Annotated in this window: 7 protein-coding genes and 8 pseudogenes; 6 read left to right on the forward strand and 9 right to left on the reverse strand. The window is 38.9% G+C overall.

Features of this window, described 5'->3' with window-relative positions; translation table 11 throughout:
• The 4 genes and pseudogenes from NXV01_RS25570 (at position 1) to NXV01_RS25585 (ending at position 3,947) form a co-directional block, all read left to right on the forward strand.
• On the forward strand, positions 1-1,452 hold the full coding sequence (locus NXV01_RS25570; RefSeq protein ID WP_148367925.1) for a calcineurin-like phosphoesterase family protein: 1,452 nt from the start codon (positions 1-3) through the stop codon (positions 1,450-1,452).
• A gap of 58 nt (positions 1,453-1,510) precedes the next feature.
• Positions 1,511-2,511, forward strand: a pseudogene (locus tag NXV01_RS25575) (DUF5009 domain-containing protein).
• Positions 2,512-2,549: 38 nt separating this feature from the next.
• A complete protein-coding gene (locus NXV01_RS25580) occupies positions 2,550-2,858 on the forward strand; it encodes a hypothetical protein (protein WP_259023482.1) in 309 nt (102 codons plus the stop codon).
• Between the two features lie 18 nt (positions 2,859-2,876).
• On the forward strand, positions 2,877-3,947 hold the full coding sequence (locus tag NXV01_RS25585) for an SGNH/GDSL hydrolase family protein (RefSeq protein WP_259022801.1): 1,071 nt from the start codon (positions 2,877-2,879) through the stop codon (positions 3,945-3,947).
• Positions 3,948-4,647: 700 nt separating this feature from the next.
• Here the strand turns inward: NXV01_RS25585 and NXV01_RS25590 are convergent.
• The 9 genes and pseudogenes from NXV01_RS25590 to NXV01_RS25975 form a co-directional block, all read right to left on the reverse strand.
• Positions 4,648-6,063 (reverse strand): annotated as a pseudogene (locus NXV01_RS25590) (DUF5009 domain-containing protein).
• Positions 6,060-8,714, reverse strand: a pseudogene (locus NXV01_RS25595) (alpha amylase family protein). The pseudogenes NXV01_RS25590 and NXV01_RS25595 overlap by 4 nt, the downstream one beginning before the upstream one ends.
• A gap of 7 nt (positions 8,715-8,721) precedes the next feature.
• Positions 8,722-10,159, reverse strand: a pseudogene (locus tag NXV01_RS26110) (calcineurin-like phosphoesterase C-terminal domain-containing protein).
• Between the two features lie 15 nt (positions 10,160-10,174).
• Positions 10,175-11,590, reverse strand: a pseudogene (locus NXV01_RS25965) (alpha amylase family protein).
• Positions 11,591-11,625: 35 nt separating this feature from the next.
• Positions 11,626-12,273: a hypothetical protein gene (locus NXV01_RS25640; RefSeq protein ID WP_259023492.1), complete on the reverse strand. Its 648-nt coding sequence runs from the start codon at positions 12,271-12,273 to the stop codon at positions 11,626-11,628.
• Between the two features lie 173 nt (positions 12,274-12,446).
• A pseudogene (locus NXV01_RS26115) lies at positions 12,447-12,682 on the reverse strand (DUF5018 domain-containing protein).
• On the reverse strand, positions 12,660-13,328 hold the full coding sequence (locus NXV01_RS25655) for a DUF5018 domain-containing protein (protein WP_259023494.1): 669 nt from the start codon (positions 13,326-13,328) through the stop codon (positions 12,660-12,662). Before NXV01_RS25655 ends, NXV01_RS26115 begins: the two are co-directional and overlap by 23 nt.
• Positions 13,329-13,348: 20 nt before the next feature.
• Positions 13,349-15,017 (reverse strand): annotated as a pseudogene (locus NXV01_RS25970) (RagB/SusD family nutrient uptake outer membrane protein).
• A gap of 18 nt (positions 15,018-15,035) precedes the next feature.
• Positions 15,036-17,912, reverse strand: a pseudogene (locus NXV01_RS25975) (SusC/RagA family TonB-linked outer membrane protein); the annotation flags it as partial.
• A gap of 910 nt (positions 17,913-18,822) precedes the next feature.
• On the opposite strand from NXV01_RS25975, the gene NXV01_RS25700 reads away from it, so the two are divergent.
• Both NXV01_RS25700 and NXV01_RS25705 read left to right on the forward strand, forming a co-directional pair.
• Positions 18,823-19,281 (forward strand): hypothetical protein, encoded by a 459-nt coding sequence (locus NXV01_RS25700; RefSeq protein ID WP_259023503.1) that lies wholly within the window; start codon positions 18,823-18,825, stop codon positions 19,279-19,281.
• A gap of 136 nt (positions 19,282-19,417) precedes the next feature.
• Positions 19,418-21,058, forward strand: coding sequence for a RagB/SusD family nutrient uptake outer membrane protein (locus NXV01_RS25705; RefSeq protein WP_148367915.1), 1,641 nt, complete (start codon positions 19,418-19,420; stop codon positions 21,056-21,058).
• The last annotated feature ends 32 nt before the right edge of the window (positions 21,059-21,090 follow it).

Consider the following 21,090-nt stretch of genomic DNA (forward strand, 5'->3'; position numbering starts at 1 on the left):
ATGAGAACGAATAAACTACACTTGTTTTTATTTCTTTTAATGTGTTTCTGCCTGAACCTTTCAGTTCAGGCGGAAGCCTCTATCAACATTATCAAAGGTAAAGTCACCTGCGAAGGTAAAGGAATGGGGGGAGTAATGGTTACCGACGGCCATATATGTGTGCAGACCGACGCTTCAGGGAAATATAGTATCCCCACTTTGGGAGACAGTCGTTTTGTATATATTTGTACTCCTTCAGGCTATCTGACAGACCGGAAAGGAACTATCCCTTCTTTCTATCTACCTATTGATTATTCTAAAAAGCAAAACTATAATTTTAATCTGAAGAAGAATCCCAAAGATGATGTTTCCCATGTTTTTGTAGCTCAATCTGATATACAAGTTACTTCCAGAGACGAACTGGCTATTTATCAACATGTAGTCGACGATTGCAAACAACTTCTCTCTTCTTATGCAACAACAGAAGTTTTTGGAATTGATTGTGGAGACATTGTAGGCGATCATCAAGAATTATATCCCGATTATTTGAAAAGAGCCGATCAACTGGATATACCTATCTATCGTGTAGTTGGCAATCATGATATGAATTATGACGGTCGCACGCATGAAACTTCCTACAAGACTTTTGAAGATACTTTTGGTCCTTCTTACTATTCTTTTAATAAGGGAAATGCCCATTATATTGTAGTAGACAATAATTTCTTTATCGGACGTGATTATTTCTATATGGGTTATCTGGATGAGAAAACATTTGCATGGCTTGATAAGGATTTATCATACGTACCGAAAGGGGCACTCGTATTCTTCATTATGCATATCCCTTCCCGCCAAACAGAAAAACAAGAAGCTTTTTTGTATAACTATGATATGATTGGTAATCAGATGGTCAACGCAGGTGCACTGCATCAGATGTTGAAACCCTACAAAGCACATCTTATCACAGGACATACTCATTACAATCTTAATGTCGTATTCGATGAGAATCTGATGGAACATAATACGGCTGCAGTTTGTGGTACGTGGTGGAAAGCGGATATTTGTCTGGATGGTACTCCACGTGGTTATGGCGTATATGAAGTAAATGATAACGATGTAAAATGGTATTACAAAAGTTCCGGATATCCCAAAGAACATCAATTTCGTTCTTATCCTGTAGGAGCTTCTAAGGAACATCCGTCAGATATTATTGCTAATGTATGGAACTGGGATAAACTGTGGAAAGTGGAATGGCTGGAAGACGGTCAGTTGATGGGAAACATGACACGATATACTGGTTTAGATCCATACGCATCAGTAGTATGTTCGGACCGGGAAAAGATGGTATATACATGGATTACCCCAAGACCTACCCAACATATGTTTCGGGCAACTCCTAAAAATAAAGATGCTCATATAACGGTTAAAGTAACCGACCGTTTTGGCAAAGAATATATTCAAACAATCAATCCATAGATATATGAATAAACGTGCTTATGCTTTAGATGCCCTACGAGGTTATGCCATCATCACGATGGTGCTTTCGGCAACTGTTGCATGGAATTCTCTACCCGGATGGATGTATCACGCACAAACTCCTCCTCCGGACAGAGCTTTCGATGCCAGTTTATCGGGAATCACCTGGGTGGATCTTGTTTTTCCATTCTTCCTGTTTGCAATGGGTGCTGCTTTCCCTTTCTCGATCAAAAAAGATTTGAGAAAGGGGATACTAAGTTACGATTAGTATATGAAGCTATCAAGCGAGGTGTGCAATTGACTTTCTTTGCTATTTTTATTCAACATTTTTATCCGTATGTTTTAAGTAATCCACAAGACGTGCGTGCCTGGTTATTATCCATTCTTTGTTTTATTATACTATTTCCTATGTTCATTCGCATCCCTCTGAAAATGCCAGATTGGATGCGTACAGTTATCAAGGTAACGGCCTATGTAATAGCCATTGTCTTGTTACTGACAACTCAATATGCAAATGAAAGAACTTTTGATGTATCATTCAACAACATAATCATATTACTGCTGGCAAATATGGCTGTTTTTGGTTCGGTCATATATATTTTCACAATGCAAAATCTCCGGGCACGAATAGGTGTATTACTAATATTGATGGCTTTGTTATTAAGTGGACAGGTTGACAATTCCTGGACACAAGCTATATACACCTACACACCTCTACCTTGGGCTTTTCATTTTGAGTATTTACAATATCTCCTTATCGTGATTCCGGGAAGCATCGCCGGAGAGTATTTGATGGAGTGGCTGAAGCAGCACAATGATTCGTCTGTTGAATCTACAAATAAATGGAAAGCTATCGCAATGATTCTTTTGACATTAGCTATAATTATTGTAAATTTGGCAGGACTTTATACACATTGTTCAGTCTTGAACCTGATAATAAATATTCCGTTGCTGATAAGTGGAGTCTTTTTATTGAGAAAGGGCACAGGATTTATAAAGCTTTGGAGAGAACTTTTTTACAGCCGGAGCTTTCTTAGTTGTTTTGGGATTATGCTTTGAACCTTTTCAGGGAGGTATAAAAAAAAGATCCCGCCACTTTGAGTTATTTATTTCTCACTTCAGGTCTGGCATTTATGGCTTTATTGCTTTTAAATGTGATATGTGATTATTTTCGTTGTGTAAAGAGTACCCGTTTTCTTGTAATGCCCGGACAAAATCCCATGATGGCCTATGTAGTAGGAGATCTGTTGATTATGCCCGTAATCAATTTATTAGGAATTGCATCATTGCTTGTTTATTTCAATGAGAATGCATGGATGGGATTTTTACGAGGGGTAGTATTAACGGCATTATCAGTATTGGTAACCATGTTCTTTACCCGAATAAAATGCTTTTGGAGAACTTGAAACAATAATATTCAAAATATGAAAAGAAGAATTTGTGTTTTTATAATGCTTTTTTTGATGTGTCATATATATGCCCAACTAGTATATCATGATGCATCAAAGTTCCCTCTATTAGGAAAAGCCACCGAAGCCACCGGAGTACGATATGAAAGACTTCCGGATTCATTGAAGAATATTTCCCGTGCTCCGTTATGGAATTTAAGTCGTAATTCTGCCGGAATGGCGATACGTTTTTGCAGTAATTCTACCACGATAGCTGCAAAATGGGAAGCTCTTATCAATTTTCATATGAATCACATGACTGATACAGGTGCAAAAGGCTTAGACCTTTATTGTCTTCAGAAGAATGGGGAGTGGCGTTTTGTAAACAGTGGTCGTCCGAATGGAAAAATAAATCAAGCAATAATCATTGCTAACATGCAACCGGAAGAGAGAGAATATATGCTTTATCTTCCTCTCTATGACGGTTTGGTTTCCCTATCTATAGGGATTGATTCGTTAGCTACTATCAATCAGCCTTTAATTGATTATCCAATTCGTCAGAAGCCGGTTGTATTTTATGGAACCAGTATTCTTCAGGGAGGTTGTGCTTCACGTCCCGGAATGGCACATACAAACGTTATATCAAGAAGATTAAATCGTGAATGTATCAATCTGGGATTCAGTGGAAATGCATTGCTAGATTTAGAAGTCGCCAAAGTGATAGCCGAGGTAGATGCCAGTGTTTTTGTTTTGGACTTTGTGCCTAATGCTTCTGTAGAACAGATGAAAGAACGTATGGAAACATTCTATCACATCATTCGTAGTAAACATCCGGATACGCCAATCATTTTTATAGAAGATCCTATCTTCACTCATACACTTTATGATGAAAGAATTGCTAAGGAAGTACAAAGAAAGAATGATACGCTAAGGGAGATATTCAACCGACTAAAGAAGGAAAATGAGAAGAATATTATTTTAATCTCTTCAAAGAATATGCTGGGAGAAGATGGAGAAGCCACAATTGATGGTATTCATTTCACAGATTTAGGCATGATGAGATATGCTGATCTTGTCTGTCCAATCATAAAAAAAGCAATCAAATAAAATAGTGTCGCTATCGGCTTGGTATAGCGTCGCTATATGAAGCTTATAGCAACGCTATCCTGTTGACATAGCGTCACTATTTTAATAATCTTAATAGGCGGCTTTTTCGTACGCTATATCAATAGAAACAAATCTTCAAATATCAAAATGATAAAATGTCATTTTGATATTTGAATTGCACTATAATCCGAATTTATTCAGTCTCAATGCCAGGCGTAGAAAAGAATCGTACGGATTAGTGATTTGTATAATTCAGGAATCGAAGAAATTCTTCTATTATAGAGCATAATCATTATTATTGAATATTATGCGCCGCATAGTGAATGCATTTATCAATCCATACATGCTTTTTGTTTAACTAAACAGAGTCCTAAAAACACCTCTAATAAATCAAGAAATCCTATTTTTACGAGTAGAATATGTTTCCTTTTAAATGTACGTGGCGTTTCTTATAAACCAACCTTGTGTTTCTTTAAAACCAACCGTACGTTTCATTAGAATCAACCGTATGTTTTTCGCAAATAATACGGTAATTTATATGCAAATGACCGTTCTTTTATTCGTAATTATGCATATAAATACCGTATTTTATTTGTTTACTTCTCTACTTCTTTTCATTTACAAAGGATAGGAAATAGTAGAATCTATAAAAAAGCGACAGAAAGCAAATCTTTTTAATATAAAATAATCGCATTGATATTTACGTTCTCCAAAACCATTTGATTTTTGTGAAGAACATAGTCACTAAAACTGCCAAAGAAGTAAGAATTACTCCTTGGAGAAAACCTAACCAAGCACTTTGTTGAAAATAAGATAACAATGAAGCAACTCCTAATATGTTAGCTAATGGCATAATCAATAAATCGCCGACCACATAAGCTATCATTGGATTCTGACCGGACATGACTAAAAAACGAGTACTTTTGACACACCGGAAATAGTCACAAATAATACTTAGGAATATAAGAGCCAGAAAAGCCAGCCCGGAAGTAACAAAGAAATAACTAAAAGTTGTCGGATCTTTTTTAATGCCATCCTGAAAAGGTTCAAAACACAAACCCAAAAGAAGTAAGTATGCGCCTGCATTAAACAGCTTTTTTCCATAATAGGACTATTCCATCCACCTTGTGGGGAAATATACATTTGCCTGTTAGCAGCAATAAAACTGTAACCACCAGATTAATAACCAAATTACGAGTGTAGAGACCGTAAAGATTACTAATGATAAGAACGACGGATAATATCATCAACATGATACTCATTTTACGATAAGGAGATGTAGCATAATCATCCGTCTCTTTTTGATATGTTTTTCATCCACTCCGCTAAATATTCGCCAGCTATACTGCCGGGAATAACGATGAATAAGTATTTCAAGTAATCAAACCGATACATCCATGGCAGAGGAGTATAATTAAATACACTCTGTGTCCACGAACCATCCACTGTACTCCCTAATATCATTGTCAGTAGCAATATCAGAATTCCTAAACGTATCCAACGATTATGCATTGTGAAAATGTAAAGAATAGAGCCGAAAATAGCCATATTAGCCAACAACAAAATGATGATATTACTGGAGAATAGGCTGAATGTCTTGTCATCCGCATAAGAGGTGGTTGCTAACATGATAGCAGCGATAATGTAAGCTCCAACTTTTATTGAAGTATGTACCCAATCCGGCATCTTCAAAGGAATACGCATAAACATGGGAAATAGAACAATAAAACAGAGTATAGCCAGCAACCATGCCCTCATATCTTGTGGAGAGCTTAACATATACGGATAAAAATGCTGGATAAAAATAGCAAAGAAAGTCAACTGAATCCCCCCGTTTGACAGCTTCATAAACAAGTTTCAGTTTTGAATCACCTTTTTCAGCACGTTTCCTTATGGAAAAAGGAAACGCGGCTCCCATAGCGAACAAGAAAAAAGGGAACACAAGATCTACCCAAGTAATGCCGGGTAACAACGGATTAAACACATGATCTGGCGGAGGCGTTTGCGCATGACTCATCCAACCGGGAAGAACATGCGTTACGATGGTAGCCGAAAGTACCATCGTAATAATTGCATATCCTCTTAAAGCATCTAAAGCTAAAGCTCTGTTATTCATAAAGCTCCCCCTTCACGCATTCCTTTTTTCTACTTCCTTCCAAAGATTCTTTTGGATGATGTGTACAATATCAAATACCATGAGTCCATCCGATCGACGGAGGTTCATTTCTATTGTTTCAGATAATTTTCCCGGGTTATCGTAGAATTGATCTACTAGGATACCACCCATAAACTTGTTATCTTTCAGAATTTGACGTAAGTGTTGACAAGAACCTTCCACACAGTACCATGTACCGGCTTGAGCTTGTGAGTCTGTTTCGTTCCAGATACTGTGGTTCGTTTTCTTATACTCTTCTATTGTTATGTCTGTATAGTAATTTCCAGTTGCATACAAATCAATCAGCTCTGCATATCCATAATTTTTATATTCGGGAGTAGCCCAGCTGAAATCTTGAGCCGGATCATACTTTTTACTGGCGAAATTAACTCCTACTTCGTAGTAAGACGGATACCAAGCTCCAGTATATGTGCCAAAAGAAACTTTTGGATTGGTAGCTTTAACTTCTTTACGTGCCAATGCCATAAAATCAGTAATGTTTTTCGTCCTCCATTCAATCCATTTCTGGAAAAACTTTCCCGGTTGCATGATATACTTCCCACCAGCATTCTTCTTCCAAACAAAAATATCTTCGGGGAACTTGGTCACTTTCTTATCTATATATTCTTCAAATTTCTCACGCGAAAGTGATGAAAAGTCGGCTGTTATTCCATCATAACGTACGCGATCGAGCATCAGTCCATCCAAATCAGGATAATTGGTCACCACTTCTTTCAGTACATTCAGAATATGCGTCCGATATTCCTCATTCAAGGGGTTAATCATAGCACCGTATTTCTGTTTTTCTTCCGTGATTGGAATAATGCCTTTCTCGGGAGTATACACCATTGATGCCCAGTCCGGATGTCCGCTATATACCATTCCGCGATCGAAATAATTGTGTCCGGCGCAGAACACATTTAGGGAAGCATGAATCTCAAGTCCCAATTCATGCCCTTTTTTAATGAAATGTTGCAAGTAATCAAAATTCCCAGCTTTTGCACCATTCCATTCCTTCATCTGTGGGGCAAACTGGCTTTGATAAAGTACTTCTCCGGTAATGGGGCGGATGTCCACTATTGCGTGGGTAAAACCTAATGATTTGATTTTCTCCAGATAGTAGTCTATCGAGTCTTTATGACTGAAACGTTCGAAATTAGCTTCGGCATCAAACCACATTAAAGCAGGTTTCTTCTTGATTACAATCCGGAAAGGAGAAGCAGGAATTTCCGCATTGTTACATAGTTCTCCCAACATATAATTCCGGAAACAATAGCGCACCTCTACCGGATCATTTACAGAATCATTCCATACTTTTACAGTGGATGAGCCATTGATTATTTCTGCTTTAGCCGATCGGAATATACCATCTGTCCCGACTATTTCAAATCCTTTTATATTTTGATTTTCAGGAGTCAATCCATCTTCACCATGTTCAAAATCTATTTCTACTATGTTCTCTTTTATCCGGTGTGATTTATATATAGGACCGGAATATTGAATACCTTTACGATGATAGGTCTTTACCAATGCCCAATAAGCCAATCGCTCACCGATCTTTATTTTATAAGGTGAATGAATAAAGTTTTCACTTCCGGCATCTCCTGTTGTCACCATCCCGACATTAGGAACTTCTGACATCAATTCCAACTGACATTGACGGAACCAAGCCCAATCCTGTTTATCATTGCCTTCCGATTTCCACGGCGCAATCTGTACGTAATAAAATGGCATTTGGGGATTATTGAAGAATGTTCTCCATTGGGAAACCATCGCAGGAAATAATCTTTTATATAATCCAGGATCGGGTGTGTTTGCTTCGCCTTGATACCAGATAACTCCTTTAACAGGAAATCCTTTCCATGGATTTACCATTGCATTCCATAATAATGTGGGAGTCCCTGCCATCCATTCAAACTCTTTCTGTTCCACGCAGGGTAATGCTATTTCCGGGAAGTCCGACAAAGTCTCTTTATCCATCCAGGCCTCTATTTTTGACATACTCCAGGGAACAATGTATCAGTCCGACGGGAATATCCAGAGATTGTTGTAGCTGATTACCAAAGAAATAAGCTGTCGCACTGAAATTAGCAACTTCTTCCGGAGAGGCTTCTTCCCATTCTCCTTCCACCCCAGCTTCCTGTGGAGTGGTACTCCAGGCATTTTTTACTGTATAGAGACGCAATGGACGTTGAGGATTGGCAGATACAATGTACGGCTGGGAGCCAAACACTGGCTGTCCACGGAATCCTTTTACAGGCATCTCCATATTCGACTGTCCGGAACAGAACCAGACTTCTCCTATTAAAATATTTTGTAACTTGAGTTCCTCTCCGTCCGAGAACGTTATACTGTATGGCCCTCCGGCTCTCGGTGTTTGAAGCGTAAGTTTCCATTCACCTTTTGTATCAACATTCGTTTGGACTTTTTTATTATCCCATGAAGCGATAGCTTGCGCGTTTTCCCGAAGTTGCCGTTCCAGAGAAAGTAACCTCTGATTGTTGCTGCAACACCATATTACTCCCCCAAATGGAAGTTAGAGTTACTTTAGCTTCTGCCTTCAAAAGAAACGACAAACATATCAATAATATAAAATATCTGGCTCTCAACATATTATCTTTATTTATTTTCTATAGCTTTAGTGTATACATTACCGAAGCGGTCTGTTACTTTCACTTCCATTTTAGCATTCTTATTGTGGGGAGTAGCATGAAAAAGATGTTCGGTAAGAACAGGGGAAATCCATTCATACTTCACCTTTTCTTTGTCAAGAACAGATTGCTTTGGCTGTAGGATCGTACCCTTTATAACGTTGCATTTCTCCCATTCGCTTTCCGTTTTCATACCATTCCACTTTCCATTGTTCATCCCAGTTCCATACATTAGCAATGATATCAGAAGGATGCTCGTCGGATGATCCCGCAGGATATACATGTAGCTGATGTTCTGCCGGATAGCCTGCGCTTTTATATATCCATTTCACTTGATTCCCATCTACTTCATATACTCCGTATCCCCTCGGAGTGCCGTCCACATTAATATCTGCACGCCACCAAGTACCGCATACGGCAGCTGTATTATGTTCCATTAATGAATCATTAAAGCATACGTTCAAATTGAAATGTGTATGTCCGGAAATGATATGAGCATTATAATCTTCCAATAGTTTGTACAGTGCAGCTGTATTTACAGTTTTCATCCTGATCTAGGGTATTATATCTTAACTTCTTCTGAAGACTGGAAGGAATATGCATTACCACAAAGACAAGTTTGTCTTTAGGCACGTATGAGAGGTCTTGCTCCAGCCATTGGAAAGTGCGTTCATCAATGTAACCTATATATTGATAATCACGGTTGACATAAAAGCAATTATCGAGTACGATATAATGTGCATTTCCTTTATTAAATGAATAATAGATGGGACCGAAATAACTTTCGAAAGTACGATAGGAGTATTCAAAGTACGTCCTCCATACGTCATGTCATGATTACCGATTGCCCGATATATGGGAAGCTTTAATGATGATACCGTGTTTATATATGAGGGATATAAAGAGGGGTAGTATCTCCTACAATATCCCCACAATCTATACCGAATACCTCTTTTTTACCTATATAAGGACGAATATATTCTTTCATATCCTGCAAATATTTTGCATAGGCTTTTACATCATCCTCGGAAGTCACTTGGGCATCTGCCTGCACCAAAAAAAGATGATTCATTTCATTTTGCGGATTTCTTATCAATTCGAAATCGTAAACACCTTGTTTGGCCGGATTCAGCTTTTGATAGAATAAAGGTATTGTTTGTTCTGCTTTCGGCAAATATCCGGAAGGAGTGGATAAATAAATAAAACGAACATCTCTATTGGAGAGGAGAGTGTATTGGCCTTGTTGGTCAGTCAACGTACAGTCTATTCCGTCGGTAACTACTATTCCTGGAATTCCTATTCCATCGCAAGTCACTTTCCCGCGAATATGATTAAGAAGGAATCTGGGCTTGTAAATTCAAGCTTAGACCTACTAATAAAAAAAATTGTAATAAATATATTTTCATAATTAGTTGGTTAGTTCAAACCTTATTCTTCGATAGATTCAGATATTTATCAAAGCCCGTTTTAAAAAGCATTCCAGTAGTCATACATCTTAATGTGGCAAAGGTCGAAGGCAAAGAAACCGTCGCTATTATTGATACAAGCATCAATGGCATCCGGAATTTTGGCAGATTGTCCTCCGTCGGTCCATCCGGTACTGTTACCTATATCCGGTCCACCGGCAAAAGGTACATCACCTTGTAGCAATTCGCGTCCATTCTTGCAAAAGCCTTCCATGGTCCACTCCCCGCTTCCATATATATTGTTCACGGAAGCATAGGCACCCAAGAAGATATAGTCTAAATGATCTGCATATCCATAATTTTTTATAATCGGCAGTAGCCCATTTCGGATAGTAAGTAGAGGTGTTGTATTTAGGGCTGGCCCAGTTTACACCTGACGTATAGTATGTAGAATACCAAGCACCGACATAAACTCCAAATTTGATATTGTTATTGACAGATTTAACCTTGTCGCGCGCCTTTACAACGAAATCATGAATAACTTTCACTCTGAATTCCAGCCACTTCTTAAAATAGGCAGGCTGTTCCGAAGGAAGTTCATCCGTACCGGGTGCCATAATATCTGCCGGGAAGTTTGCTACAGTTTCACCGATGTATTCTTCGAACTTCTGTTTGGAAATGTCTGAAAAATCACTTTCTAAACCATAGTCATCATAACGACAACGGTCTAGTATAATGCCATCCAGATCATATTTAGCCAAGTCGGCCAATAATTGTAAAACGAAGTTTTGTACATCATCATTAGCCGGGTTGAAGAATTTTGTCCCATAATCAGTCTCATCGTCCAACAAATCCATTGTATTGGTTGGCCCATCAGCCAAATTAGCTACACTAGCCCATCCTTTTTTAGAATCATCACGGAATAATACTCCATCATGCCCCAGATTATACGGACATAAATAACCGCCTACAAATGTATTGATGGATGCATTCACTTTTAATTCCTGTTTACGAGCCTCATCAATAAATGCTTGTAAGTAATCCCAAGTTTCCGTCCTTTCATAATAACTATATCCGGAATTACCCCCATACATCCATACGTTTCACCTGATCTACAACATTTGTATTGAATAATACATCTCCTGTAGTGGGACGTACATCGACAATAATATCCAGTGAATCCTGCCGCTTTTATCTTTTCCATATCTTTGGCTATGTTTTCCTTACTATTGGCATAGTCAGGAAAATTAGCAGCCGCATCAATCCAAATATATCGTGGCTTAGCTTCTGTAACATCCGGCTCGTCCGGCTTTTTCTGTCCGAATTATCGTTCCACGGCCATCCGGGAATTCCATCAGAATTATCACTACAGGAGGTTATTGTAACTGCTCCCAAGAAAGTCAGTATTAGTATTTCTAGAAATTTTCTCATATCATATTTGTTTTATTAAGTAGATACTACTTTAATTATTTGTCGATACAATCAAATTCATATCCTCCGATAACCTTACAGTTGTTATCCACGTAGTAAACACGGAGTTTATATCCATCTGTTGTTGGGGCAAGCAATACATCGCCTGTTGCAGCTACACCATCAGCAGAGTTGAACGAAGAAAGTGTCGGATTGAATGACAAAGCATCCGAAGTAGATACTGTACCGGTGAATGATCCGTCTGATGTTACATCATACATATATAGGTATGGAGTTCCACCCCATTGTGGGAAATGAGCTGTACATACCAATACAAGATATTGTGCATTATTAAAGCTTCTTGCATCCAGACAGTTGTTGTTCATTGCCCAAGAATTACCATTGTCGGAATCTGCCAAAGATTTGGCTGCATTGTTACTTGCTCCATTCACCCAATAAAGTATGTTAGCGTCATAATATGACAAGAAATAATCACTTTGAGCGGTAGTTCCCTTAGTCACAACTTTAGTGTTTGATACAGGTGCTCCCCAACTATCTACACCGTTTACTGAAACAACTTGAGGACTTCCCAGTACGCCATCTGTTATAATCCAACGGACAAACTTGTTGGAACCAGAGCCCGATGCTCCGTCGCAAGTGGCAATAATAGAGGCATTAGTATTGATATCTCCTTGAACAGACACTTTCGTACCCCATATCCAGACCTGTACTATTGGTATAAGTTGTCAATAAAGTCGGAGCTGTTGTCACAGACGAAGTTTTTGTAGATAGAGGAAGGATTTACCGTTAGTAGCCTTGGTAGCTAATAATATATTTCCCTTACTATCACTCGTCATACATCCCAAAGAAGCAACACTCACACTTCCCAAAGGATTACATTACCAATCTTATTTCCGGTAGATGCATTGTAATATGTAGGAGTGGTGGCACCATCTCCTAGGCAAACTACCAAATTATTTCCGCTAACGGCCAAAGAGGGTGAATTAGCATCGGTCCAAGGTAATCCGATAACTCCATATCCAATTTGAATAATTCTGTTTCACTACCTTTTCTGTATCCGTAAGGGATCTTATCCGGTACTGCTTTTTGAATGGTATACGTTTGTTTTTGTCACTCCATCGTGAGCTATCACCGTAAGTTCCACAGGCGAGTTAAAATTAAGCGGCTCCGTTTTAGGATCCGGTGACATGGTTACATGGGCTGACAATGAATAATCTGCCAAGCAAGAAGATAAGTCTTCTGCAGAGATTAAAGATACAGTTTTATGGTCTTCATCGATAATACCGGTAATATCCTCTGATGGTATTGAGAAACTTAGTAACTGACATTTAGTAGACTTAACTCTTTCACCTGTGATACAGATTTGTTTCTTATATCCTTGAGCGTCTGTGTAAGTGAAATAGTTTTCTTTAGTCAAGTCCAGAATTGAAAGAACCGGCTCAATGGTACAGTTGGGCGCCAACTTTGCCTGAACCCTCATCGTCTTCATATATTCTGAAGTTTCATTATCGCTATTTTCAGGATAATACCATGGCATAGGGATTACATACTTATCTACAGAAGCATCTGCAATGGTATACACTACTGCTTCTTTATCTACGTATGGTCCAGAAGTAAAGAGCGCAGTCAAGCTCGTGATTCCCTGCCTGTCCGCAGTAGGAAGCACATATTCCGGATCTTGGCAAGAACTCGTGAGAGCCAAAACCCCTAATAATAGATATAGTATATTCTTTTTCATAATGTATTTTCATTTTAGATTTATTGCCATTCTGCATATTGAGTTACTGCACCGTTATTATCCAACTCTGCCTGTGGCATTGAGGAGAACGATACATCTTAGTCGGGGAAATTACGATCTTTATCGTCACATTGTGTATAAATGTAAGTGAAAGATCCATTTGCATTTTGCTCTATTTTCATTTCCATGAAGACGAATACCGGTAAATGCTGTTGCAGATAATTTCCAACGCCGCATATCCCAATAGTAATGTCCTTCGTATGCAAGTTCCACTTTACGTTCCTGACGGATGGCTTTTATTAAATCATTACCGCTTTTGTCTGTGTAAGATAAACCGACTCTGTTACGAATATCTTTAATATCTTTATTTGCCTTATCCGTATAGCCATTCAAATGATAGCAGGCTTCTGCATGATTCAATAAGACTTCTGCATAACGAATTTCCGTCCATGGCTGCGTACTGGCTTGTATGGAAGTAAAGTTGTGATCCTCGTCTACCAGTTTGCGCAAATAGTATCCGGTGGTAGAACGCCCTTCCGGCTTCGCATCCGTTTTCCATGCACCCAGCCATCAGTACCATTTACGAAAGATTCTATAGTTCTACCTTTCCATGTTGCTCCATTATAAAGAATGGTAGCTTTAAAGCGCGAGTTCCAGCTTATCGTAAGGAGGAGTAGCTGTTAAGTACCTTCAGCAGTATGCCATGCACTCCAATCAGGGAAACCACTGCCATCTGCATATTCATACGATTCTAGCCATTTCTTGTGTTGGGGTACCAAATCCTCCAGTCATGGAGTTACCATCCAATACTTTATCACCTCCAGGAGTCATATATCCATCAAAGTCATGAGTCACAGTAGAACTTTTATCATAACAATATTGTAAAATGGCTTCTTTGCTTCCCGCTTTAAAGGCATTTGAATAGTCTTCTTTTGCTTCCAGTTCATAGCCCATTGCCATCACCTTTTCAGCTGCGATGCGAGCATCATCCCATCTTTCAGCATACAACATAGCTCTTGACAACATTGCATAAGCAGCTCCGCTGGTTAGACGTCCGTTAGGAGTTTTATCGACAGGCAAATGTTCGCCAGCATACTTCAAATCATTATATACAAAGTTCCATCCATCGGCTTCCGAACTAACCGGCATATCCTTTTGGATATTATCCAAGTTCTCATCGTATATGATAACTTCTTTATAACGTTTTAATAAATCTGTATAGAGATATCCTCTGAAAAAACGCATTTCAGCTTCCAGGCGTTCTTCATCAGTCTGATTGAATGAAGCATACTTCTTTAATTTGTTGATACCTTCATTGACGCGGCGCACGTACTCATACATAGTACCCCAGTTACCTAAATAAGTACTAACATAGTTCACCGTAAGGACAGAACCTCCATAAGCAATTTCACTGGGTATTTGACATTTGGCCATATAGTTGTAAGAACCATATTTAAGCTGATCCGTCAAAGCTTCTGTCATTCCTGCCAAACATTGTCCGTCCCGATAGACTCCTAAATAATCTATATAGCGATAGAAATCGTTGACTGCTTGCTCTGCATAGTCAAGTTTACTCCATACAAGTTTATCTGATGCTCTGTCTGTTGGAGTCATGTCCAGATAATCGCTACATGAGCCAAGCCCTAAAGAGGCTCCCAACAATATGATACTTAATACTTTTGTTTTCATAATAGAACTTTTAAAGGTTTAGAAAGTCAAAGTTATACCGCCCATAATAGTGCGTTGTTGAGGATAGTATCCGTTATTTACTCCCGGAGATTCAGGATCGATTCCATCAGGAAGACCGCAAATCGTGAATAAATTGGAACCTTCTACATAAATTCTTAGATTCTGAATACCTACGGGGCTCATCCATTTCTTGGGGAATGTATAACCTAATTGTGCAAGATTTGAGACGAAGGTATCTACCATTACGCAGCCAGAAAGTGGAAGCTAGTCCATTATCTCCTCCATGCCCCTGATTGCCCAGCGCTAGTCGGGGAATGTTCCATTCGGGTTTTCTACTGTATATGCATTCTGAACCAAGTATAATGGTGAGTTGGCACCTTCTTTAAATGCTTGTGTCCAAACAGTGTTGTCGTCATAGCCATTATAATAAGTACCTGTCAATGATACGTCGAACAATGCACCTCCGGTAAATTGTGCACTTAAATCGAATCCATTCCAGTCACAATTTAAGTTCAAACCATAAGTTAGTTCCGGACGATTACCACGTCCAACACGTGTTCTATCATCTTCGTCTATTTTACCATCACCATTCAAATCTTTATACTTGATATCACCTACATTAGGACGGGTGCCATACCAGGCTGAATTGTCTATTTCTTCTTCCGAACGGAATAGACCATCTGCAATCCACACAACAGAGGCATCTACACTACGTCCTGTACGTTTTCTCCATTCTACTGTATTAGGACTATCCGGATAGCGGAGGTAGCGGTTTCTTGCAAATGTCAGATTGAAGCTCGCACCATAGGAGAATGGCTTACCTGCTAAATTTAATTTATTACGATGACTCACCGTTGCTGCCACTCCTTTGCTATCTACCTTATTGTAATTGGCATAGGTATAATAATATCCTCCCATGGATGGTGGATAATCACCTCCCATGGATGTCAGGATATCGTAGGTGTAATTATAAAATGCATCGAATTCTACACCTAACAGACCATTCCACATGGTAAAATCAAAACCCGCATTGTAGGTTAAAGTGTTCTCTCCAAGTCAGAGTAGGATTAGCTATAACAGAAGCACGTAATGCTTGCATTACTTTTCCATTCAAAATTGTCCTAGGTATGCATTTTTGTTGCTATCCATCAAATCATAAGTACTAAGGAATGCGTATGGGCTCACTGCATCGTTTCCTAACAAACCAATGGATGCGCGAATCTTCATGTCATCCAAGAATGTCAAATCAGACATAAAATTTTCTTTGGATATTCTCCATGCTACAGATGCTGATGGAAAGACCGCCCAACGTTTTCCACTGACGTTACCCGCGAATTTATAAGAGCCGTCATATCGACCTGTAAATTCTGCCAGATACTTATTGTCATAGTCATATTTCGGACGGAAAGCATAACCTATGCTACGATTTGCATCACTGTGGCCCGAGATTGGGGAGTCAGCCGGCTGACCAAAACTTAATTCAGGAAGTTCGAGAAACTCATATTTTTATTATATCCGGAGAAGCTATTTTCTTTATAGTCCCGGATTTCCGCTAATACCATTGCTTCCACATTATGCTTTCCGAAGGAGTTTACATGGTTCCATACCCCCTTGACCTACCATTTGATGAGAGCTGTATTGTCCTTCACCTAAATTCTATTCCATTGGCTGTACCACGGGATCATCTGCTTTAGACCAAGTCCAATCTGTTGTTGAAGTCGGCATTCATGTATATATGTAGAATAAGGCGTATTCAGATTCTTATTATGAGAAGTTGTATAGTGCATAAGCTCCGGTTACTTTCACGCTCAAGCCTTCAACCCCCAAGGCGCCACCACACCTTAAAGAGAGGTTACTCTGTAAATCAAAGTCGTTAGTATGCTTATATCCGGATTCATAAAATGCGGTGCTAACGGACTATAAGTGGACTTCTCCGTGTTATTCTGTGTGGTAGCACTATAAAAGTCCGTCGTATGTTTCCGGTAAATATGGGTGCATCATTATAGTCTTACGAGCTACTGACAACCAGCCTTGTTCACCTAGTTCGGAAATTAGAATCCGTACCACTCCGAAGCATATCCCGAGTCTCACGCCTGCCAACACTTCCCGCAACACCTAAACTTAACTGGCCTCTTAGCCAATTGAGGCTCGAGATTAGTTCTCACCTATATCTCTTGTAAGAGAAATTATCAATGTTACCTTTTGACCTAAATAACCCACACAAGCTAAGCAACGCATCTTATCACTACCTCCTTGTACTGTTACATTGTGTTTATGGTTGATACCGGTCTCCGAATACTTTATCAATATAGTTAACATTATCCCACCCGTCAGTAGGATCACCATTCAACATCGCTTTCTGTACATTTGCCTTTAAAACAGTAGGAGTATATTGACTACTCTCCGAAATACTTCCATTTGCCATTTTATCCATCATGTCAGCCATGTTATAATAATAAGCAAATTGAGGTCCATTCATAAACTGGGGAAAGTTGCATTCATAGATGCTCCTATTGAACCGTTATAAGGATTCTAGATTTTCCTTCCTGACTCCTTTTTAGTAGTTATAATAATAATTCTACCCGCCCCTTTTACTCCATAAACTGCTGCAGAAGCTCCATCTTTTAAGACAGATACGCTTTCAATGTCATTAGGATCTTCATATCATTAATAGAACGAGGCATTCCGTCCACTATATAGGTAACATTATAAATAGAGCCACGAACCCGTAATGTAGCCCTGGGCCTATCCCGGTTCACCGGATACTTGGACGGATGAAAACGCTCCGGCAAGCGTCCGCCACCTAAAAGACTCACGATATATTGAGCCGCCGGTGCTTTCAACAGTTCATCACTCTTTACCGCAGATATGGAGTCCGGTCAAAGATTGTTTTTGCAGTAACCGCTATCCGGGACAAACAACACCGATTCAAAGCCGCCACATCATTAATGATCCGCTGATCTTTCATTAGGTACTGAATTTATATCCAATCCTACAGGTAGTCACAGCGATAAAGCTGGTCATTGGTTATGTAGGACGTTTCAATTATATTTTCGATAAAAGATACCTTGCTGAATTTGCTTTCCGTGTAGATGGATCCTATAAATTCGCAAAAGATAGAAGATGGGGATTCTTCCCTTCTGTATCTTGGGATGGGTAATCTCTGAAGAAAATTTCATAAAAAAACAATTTTTCTTCTATCAACCTATTAAAACTGCGTGCTTCTGTCGGTGAATTAGGAAGTGATAATACAGATGCTTTTTTACATAGAAGTATTTTTAACGTAGAGAAGAATGCCTACATATTCGGAGGAGTTCCTTATGCAGGATTAGGTGCATCCAACTCTATTACTTCCAGCTTAACCTGGTCTACTACCCGCAGTTACAATATTGGTGCTGACCTGACAATGTGGAATGGATTATTGGGAGTAGAATTCGATTTATTTTATAAGCTGACAAAAGATATACAAGAAAGCCGGAGTGGTGGTTTCCTCCTTCATTAGGTGGAAATTATGCTCAAAAAGGAAATACGGGTAAGATCGACAATCGCGGTTTTGAATTGGTATTGAAGCACCAAAACCACGTTAATGATTTTTACTATAGTATAACCGGTAGTGTAGCGTGGGCTAGAAATAAAGTTCTGTCGCGGATTGAAAGTGAAAGTACTCCTTGGTACCGGACAAACATAGGTGAACCTTTAGGACAAATTTATGGCTATAAAGCTATAGGCTTATATCAAACACAAGAGCAATTGGATAACCGTCCTTTTGTTGGTAATGGAGTTCAACGTTTAGGTGATATCATGTATGAGGGATATCAATGGAGATGGTAAAATTACGCAGGATGGGGATAAAGTTAAAATCGGTCACAGCACTTTGCCAGAGTTAAACTACTCTCTGTCTATGGACTTCAACTGGAAAGGGTTCAATTTGAGTGCATTATGGCAAGGAGCTGCTATTGTTAGTTATACGTTGAATGGTACTTATAATCATGGTTCAATGGACAATACGGTCTATACACGACCATTCTACTCGGGAGGAAATGCTCCTTATTATCTGGTAGAAGATTCATGGACACCGGAAAATACTAGCGCCCGTTATCCCAGATTAAGTGCCATTCATAACGGAAATAATGCATATACCTCTTCCTGGTGGTTAGTAAATGGTAATTTCCTGCGTTTGAAGAATTTACAGTTTGGTTACACAATTCCTAAAAAATACTTGCGAAAGCCAATATTGGACTATCTAACGTTCGTGTATATGTAGCAGGCACCAATCTGTTTACTTTCACAGAATTTAAATATTGCGACCCTGAAATGGCTATTATAAATAATGGTTATTATCCCCAACAAAAGAATTATAGTGTTGGATTAAATATCACATTCTAATTAAATCAATAATTATGAAAATAAAAAGATTATATCTATTAGGGATAGGGCTGATGTTTACGTCACAGTTTCTAACCTCGTGCCATGATTTGTTGGAGAAAGATCCTACAGACTCATATTCAGAAACAGTAGCCTGGAGCTCGGAATCTTCTTTAGATATGTATGTGACTTACTTATATAAGCCTCTCAATGGCTTATCCAACTTTTCTTCTTTATCCTTAACCGATGGATATACAGATTTAGTTAAGTATGGAAATGGAGTTCCACAAACATGGAGTGCTCATAACAAGATTCTATTGCAGCAAAACACAATAACATCAGATAATAATCCGATGTCATCGTGGGGACTTTATACCGACATATTTAGAGAAAATGTATTTCTGCGTGATGCTGGCATCTATGGAAGTAAGTTTAGTGAAGATTTTCTCAATACTCGTATTGCTGAAATTCGTTTTATTCGCGCTGTGAATTATGCACGTATGATAAGAATTTTCGGAGGAGTTATTCTTCGTGACGAAACAAATGGAGTTGATTCAGAAGGGGAAAAAGCAAAAGCAAGAGCAACTGAAGCCGAATCATGGGATTTTGTTCTGAAGGATTTGGAATTCGCAGCCAAACACCTTCCGGAAGAATGGGACAGCAAATGGGATGGGCGTTTGACTAAAGGAGCAGCGTATGCCTATATGTGTCGTACAGCACTCTTTGCAAAACGTTGGGATATTGCTATTACCGCTGCTGATGAGATTAAAAAGCTCAATAAGTATGATTTAATGGATGAATATAAAGATGTATTTAAAGTGGCAGGTAATAAAGAAATTATTTTCTCCATAGCATACAAAATTCCGGATATGCCCCATTATTTCGATCGCTATTTTGCTCCTGACGGTAAACAAGGGATAAGAAGAGCTGTCCCGACAAGTGAGCTGGCTGATTCTTATGATATGGCTGACGGAACTCCTTTCTCGTGGAGCGGCTCCATGGCCAAAGATCCTTATGTAGGTCGTGAACCTCGTTTCTATGCATCCATTATATATAATGGGGCTACTTGGAAAGAAAAGACTATTTATACCTATGTAGACGCAGAAAACGGTTTTGCAGCTTACAGAGATAACATGAATCCGGGAGAAAAACAAACTGTTACCGGATATTTCATCAGAAAATATCTACAAGAAAACAATACCGAATTTGATGATAAGGGAAGCGATCAGTTTTGGATTGAAATGCGTTATGCGGAGGTTTTGTTAAATCTGGCTGAAGCTCTGGCAGAACAGGATTATGCTAAAAATCAGGATGATGCCTTGGAAGCTCTCAATGAAGTAAGAAGACGTGTTGACCTACCGGAACGTACAACACAAGAAGCACCGGATAAAGACTCATTTATGAAACTATTACGTAAGGAACGTATTTGTGAATTGGCCTTTGAAGGATTCCGTTATTGGGATTTACGCAGATGGCGTTTGGCTGGCGAAGTTATTGATGGAAAACAGGCACATGGAACAAAAATAACCAAAAAAGATGATAATTCTTATACTTATGAACAAGTGTCATGTGACGACAATATAAACCGCTTCTTTCCAGAACGCTATTACTTGCTACCTATTCCTGTAGATGAATTACAGAATAATCCGTTATGTGAGAATAATGCTCCTTGGTAATATTAAAAGATTATTATAGTTATGAAAAATTT

The sequence above is a fragment of the Bacteroides sp. BFG-606 genome (genome assembly GCF_024788145.1).
Taxonomy (GTDB): domain Bacteria; phylum Bacteroidota; class Bacteroidia; order Bacteroidales; family Bacteroidaceae; genus Bacteroides; species Bacteroides vicugnae.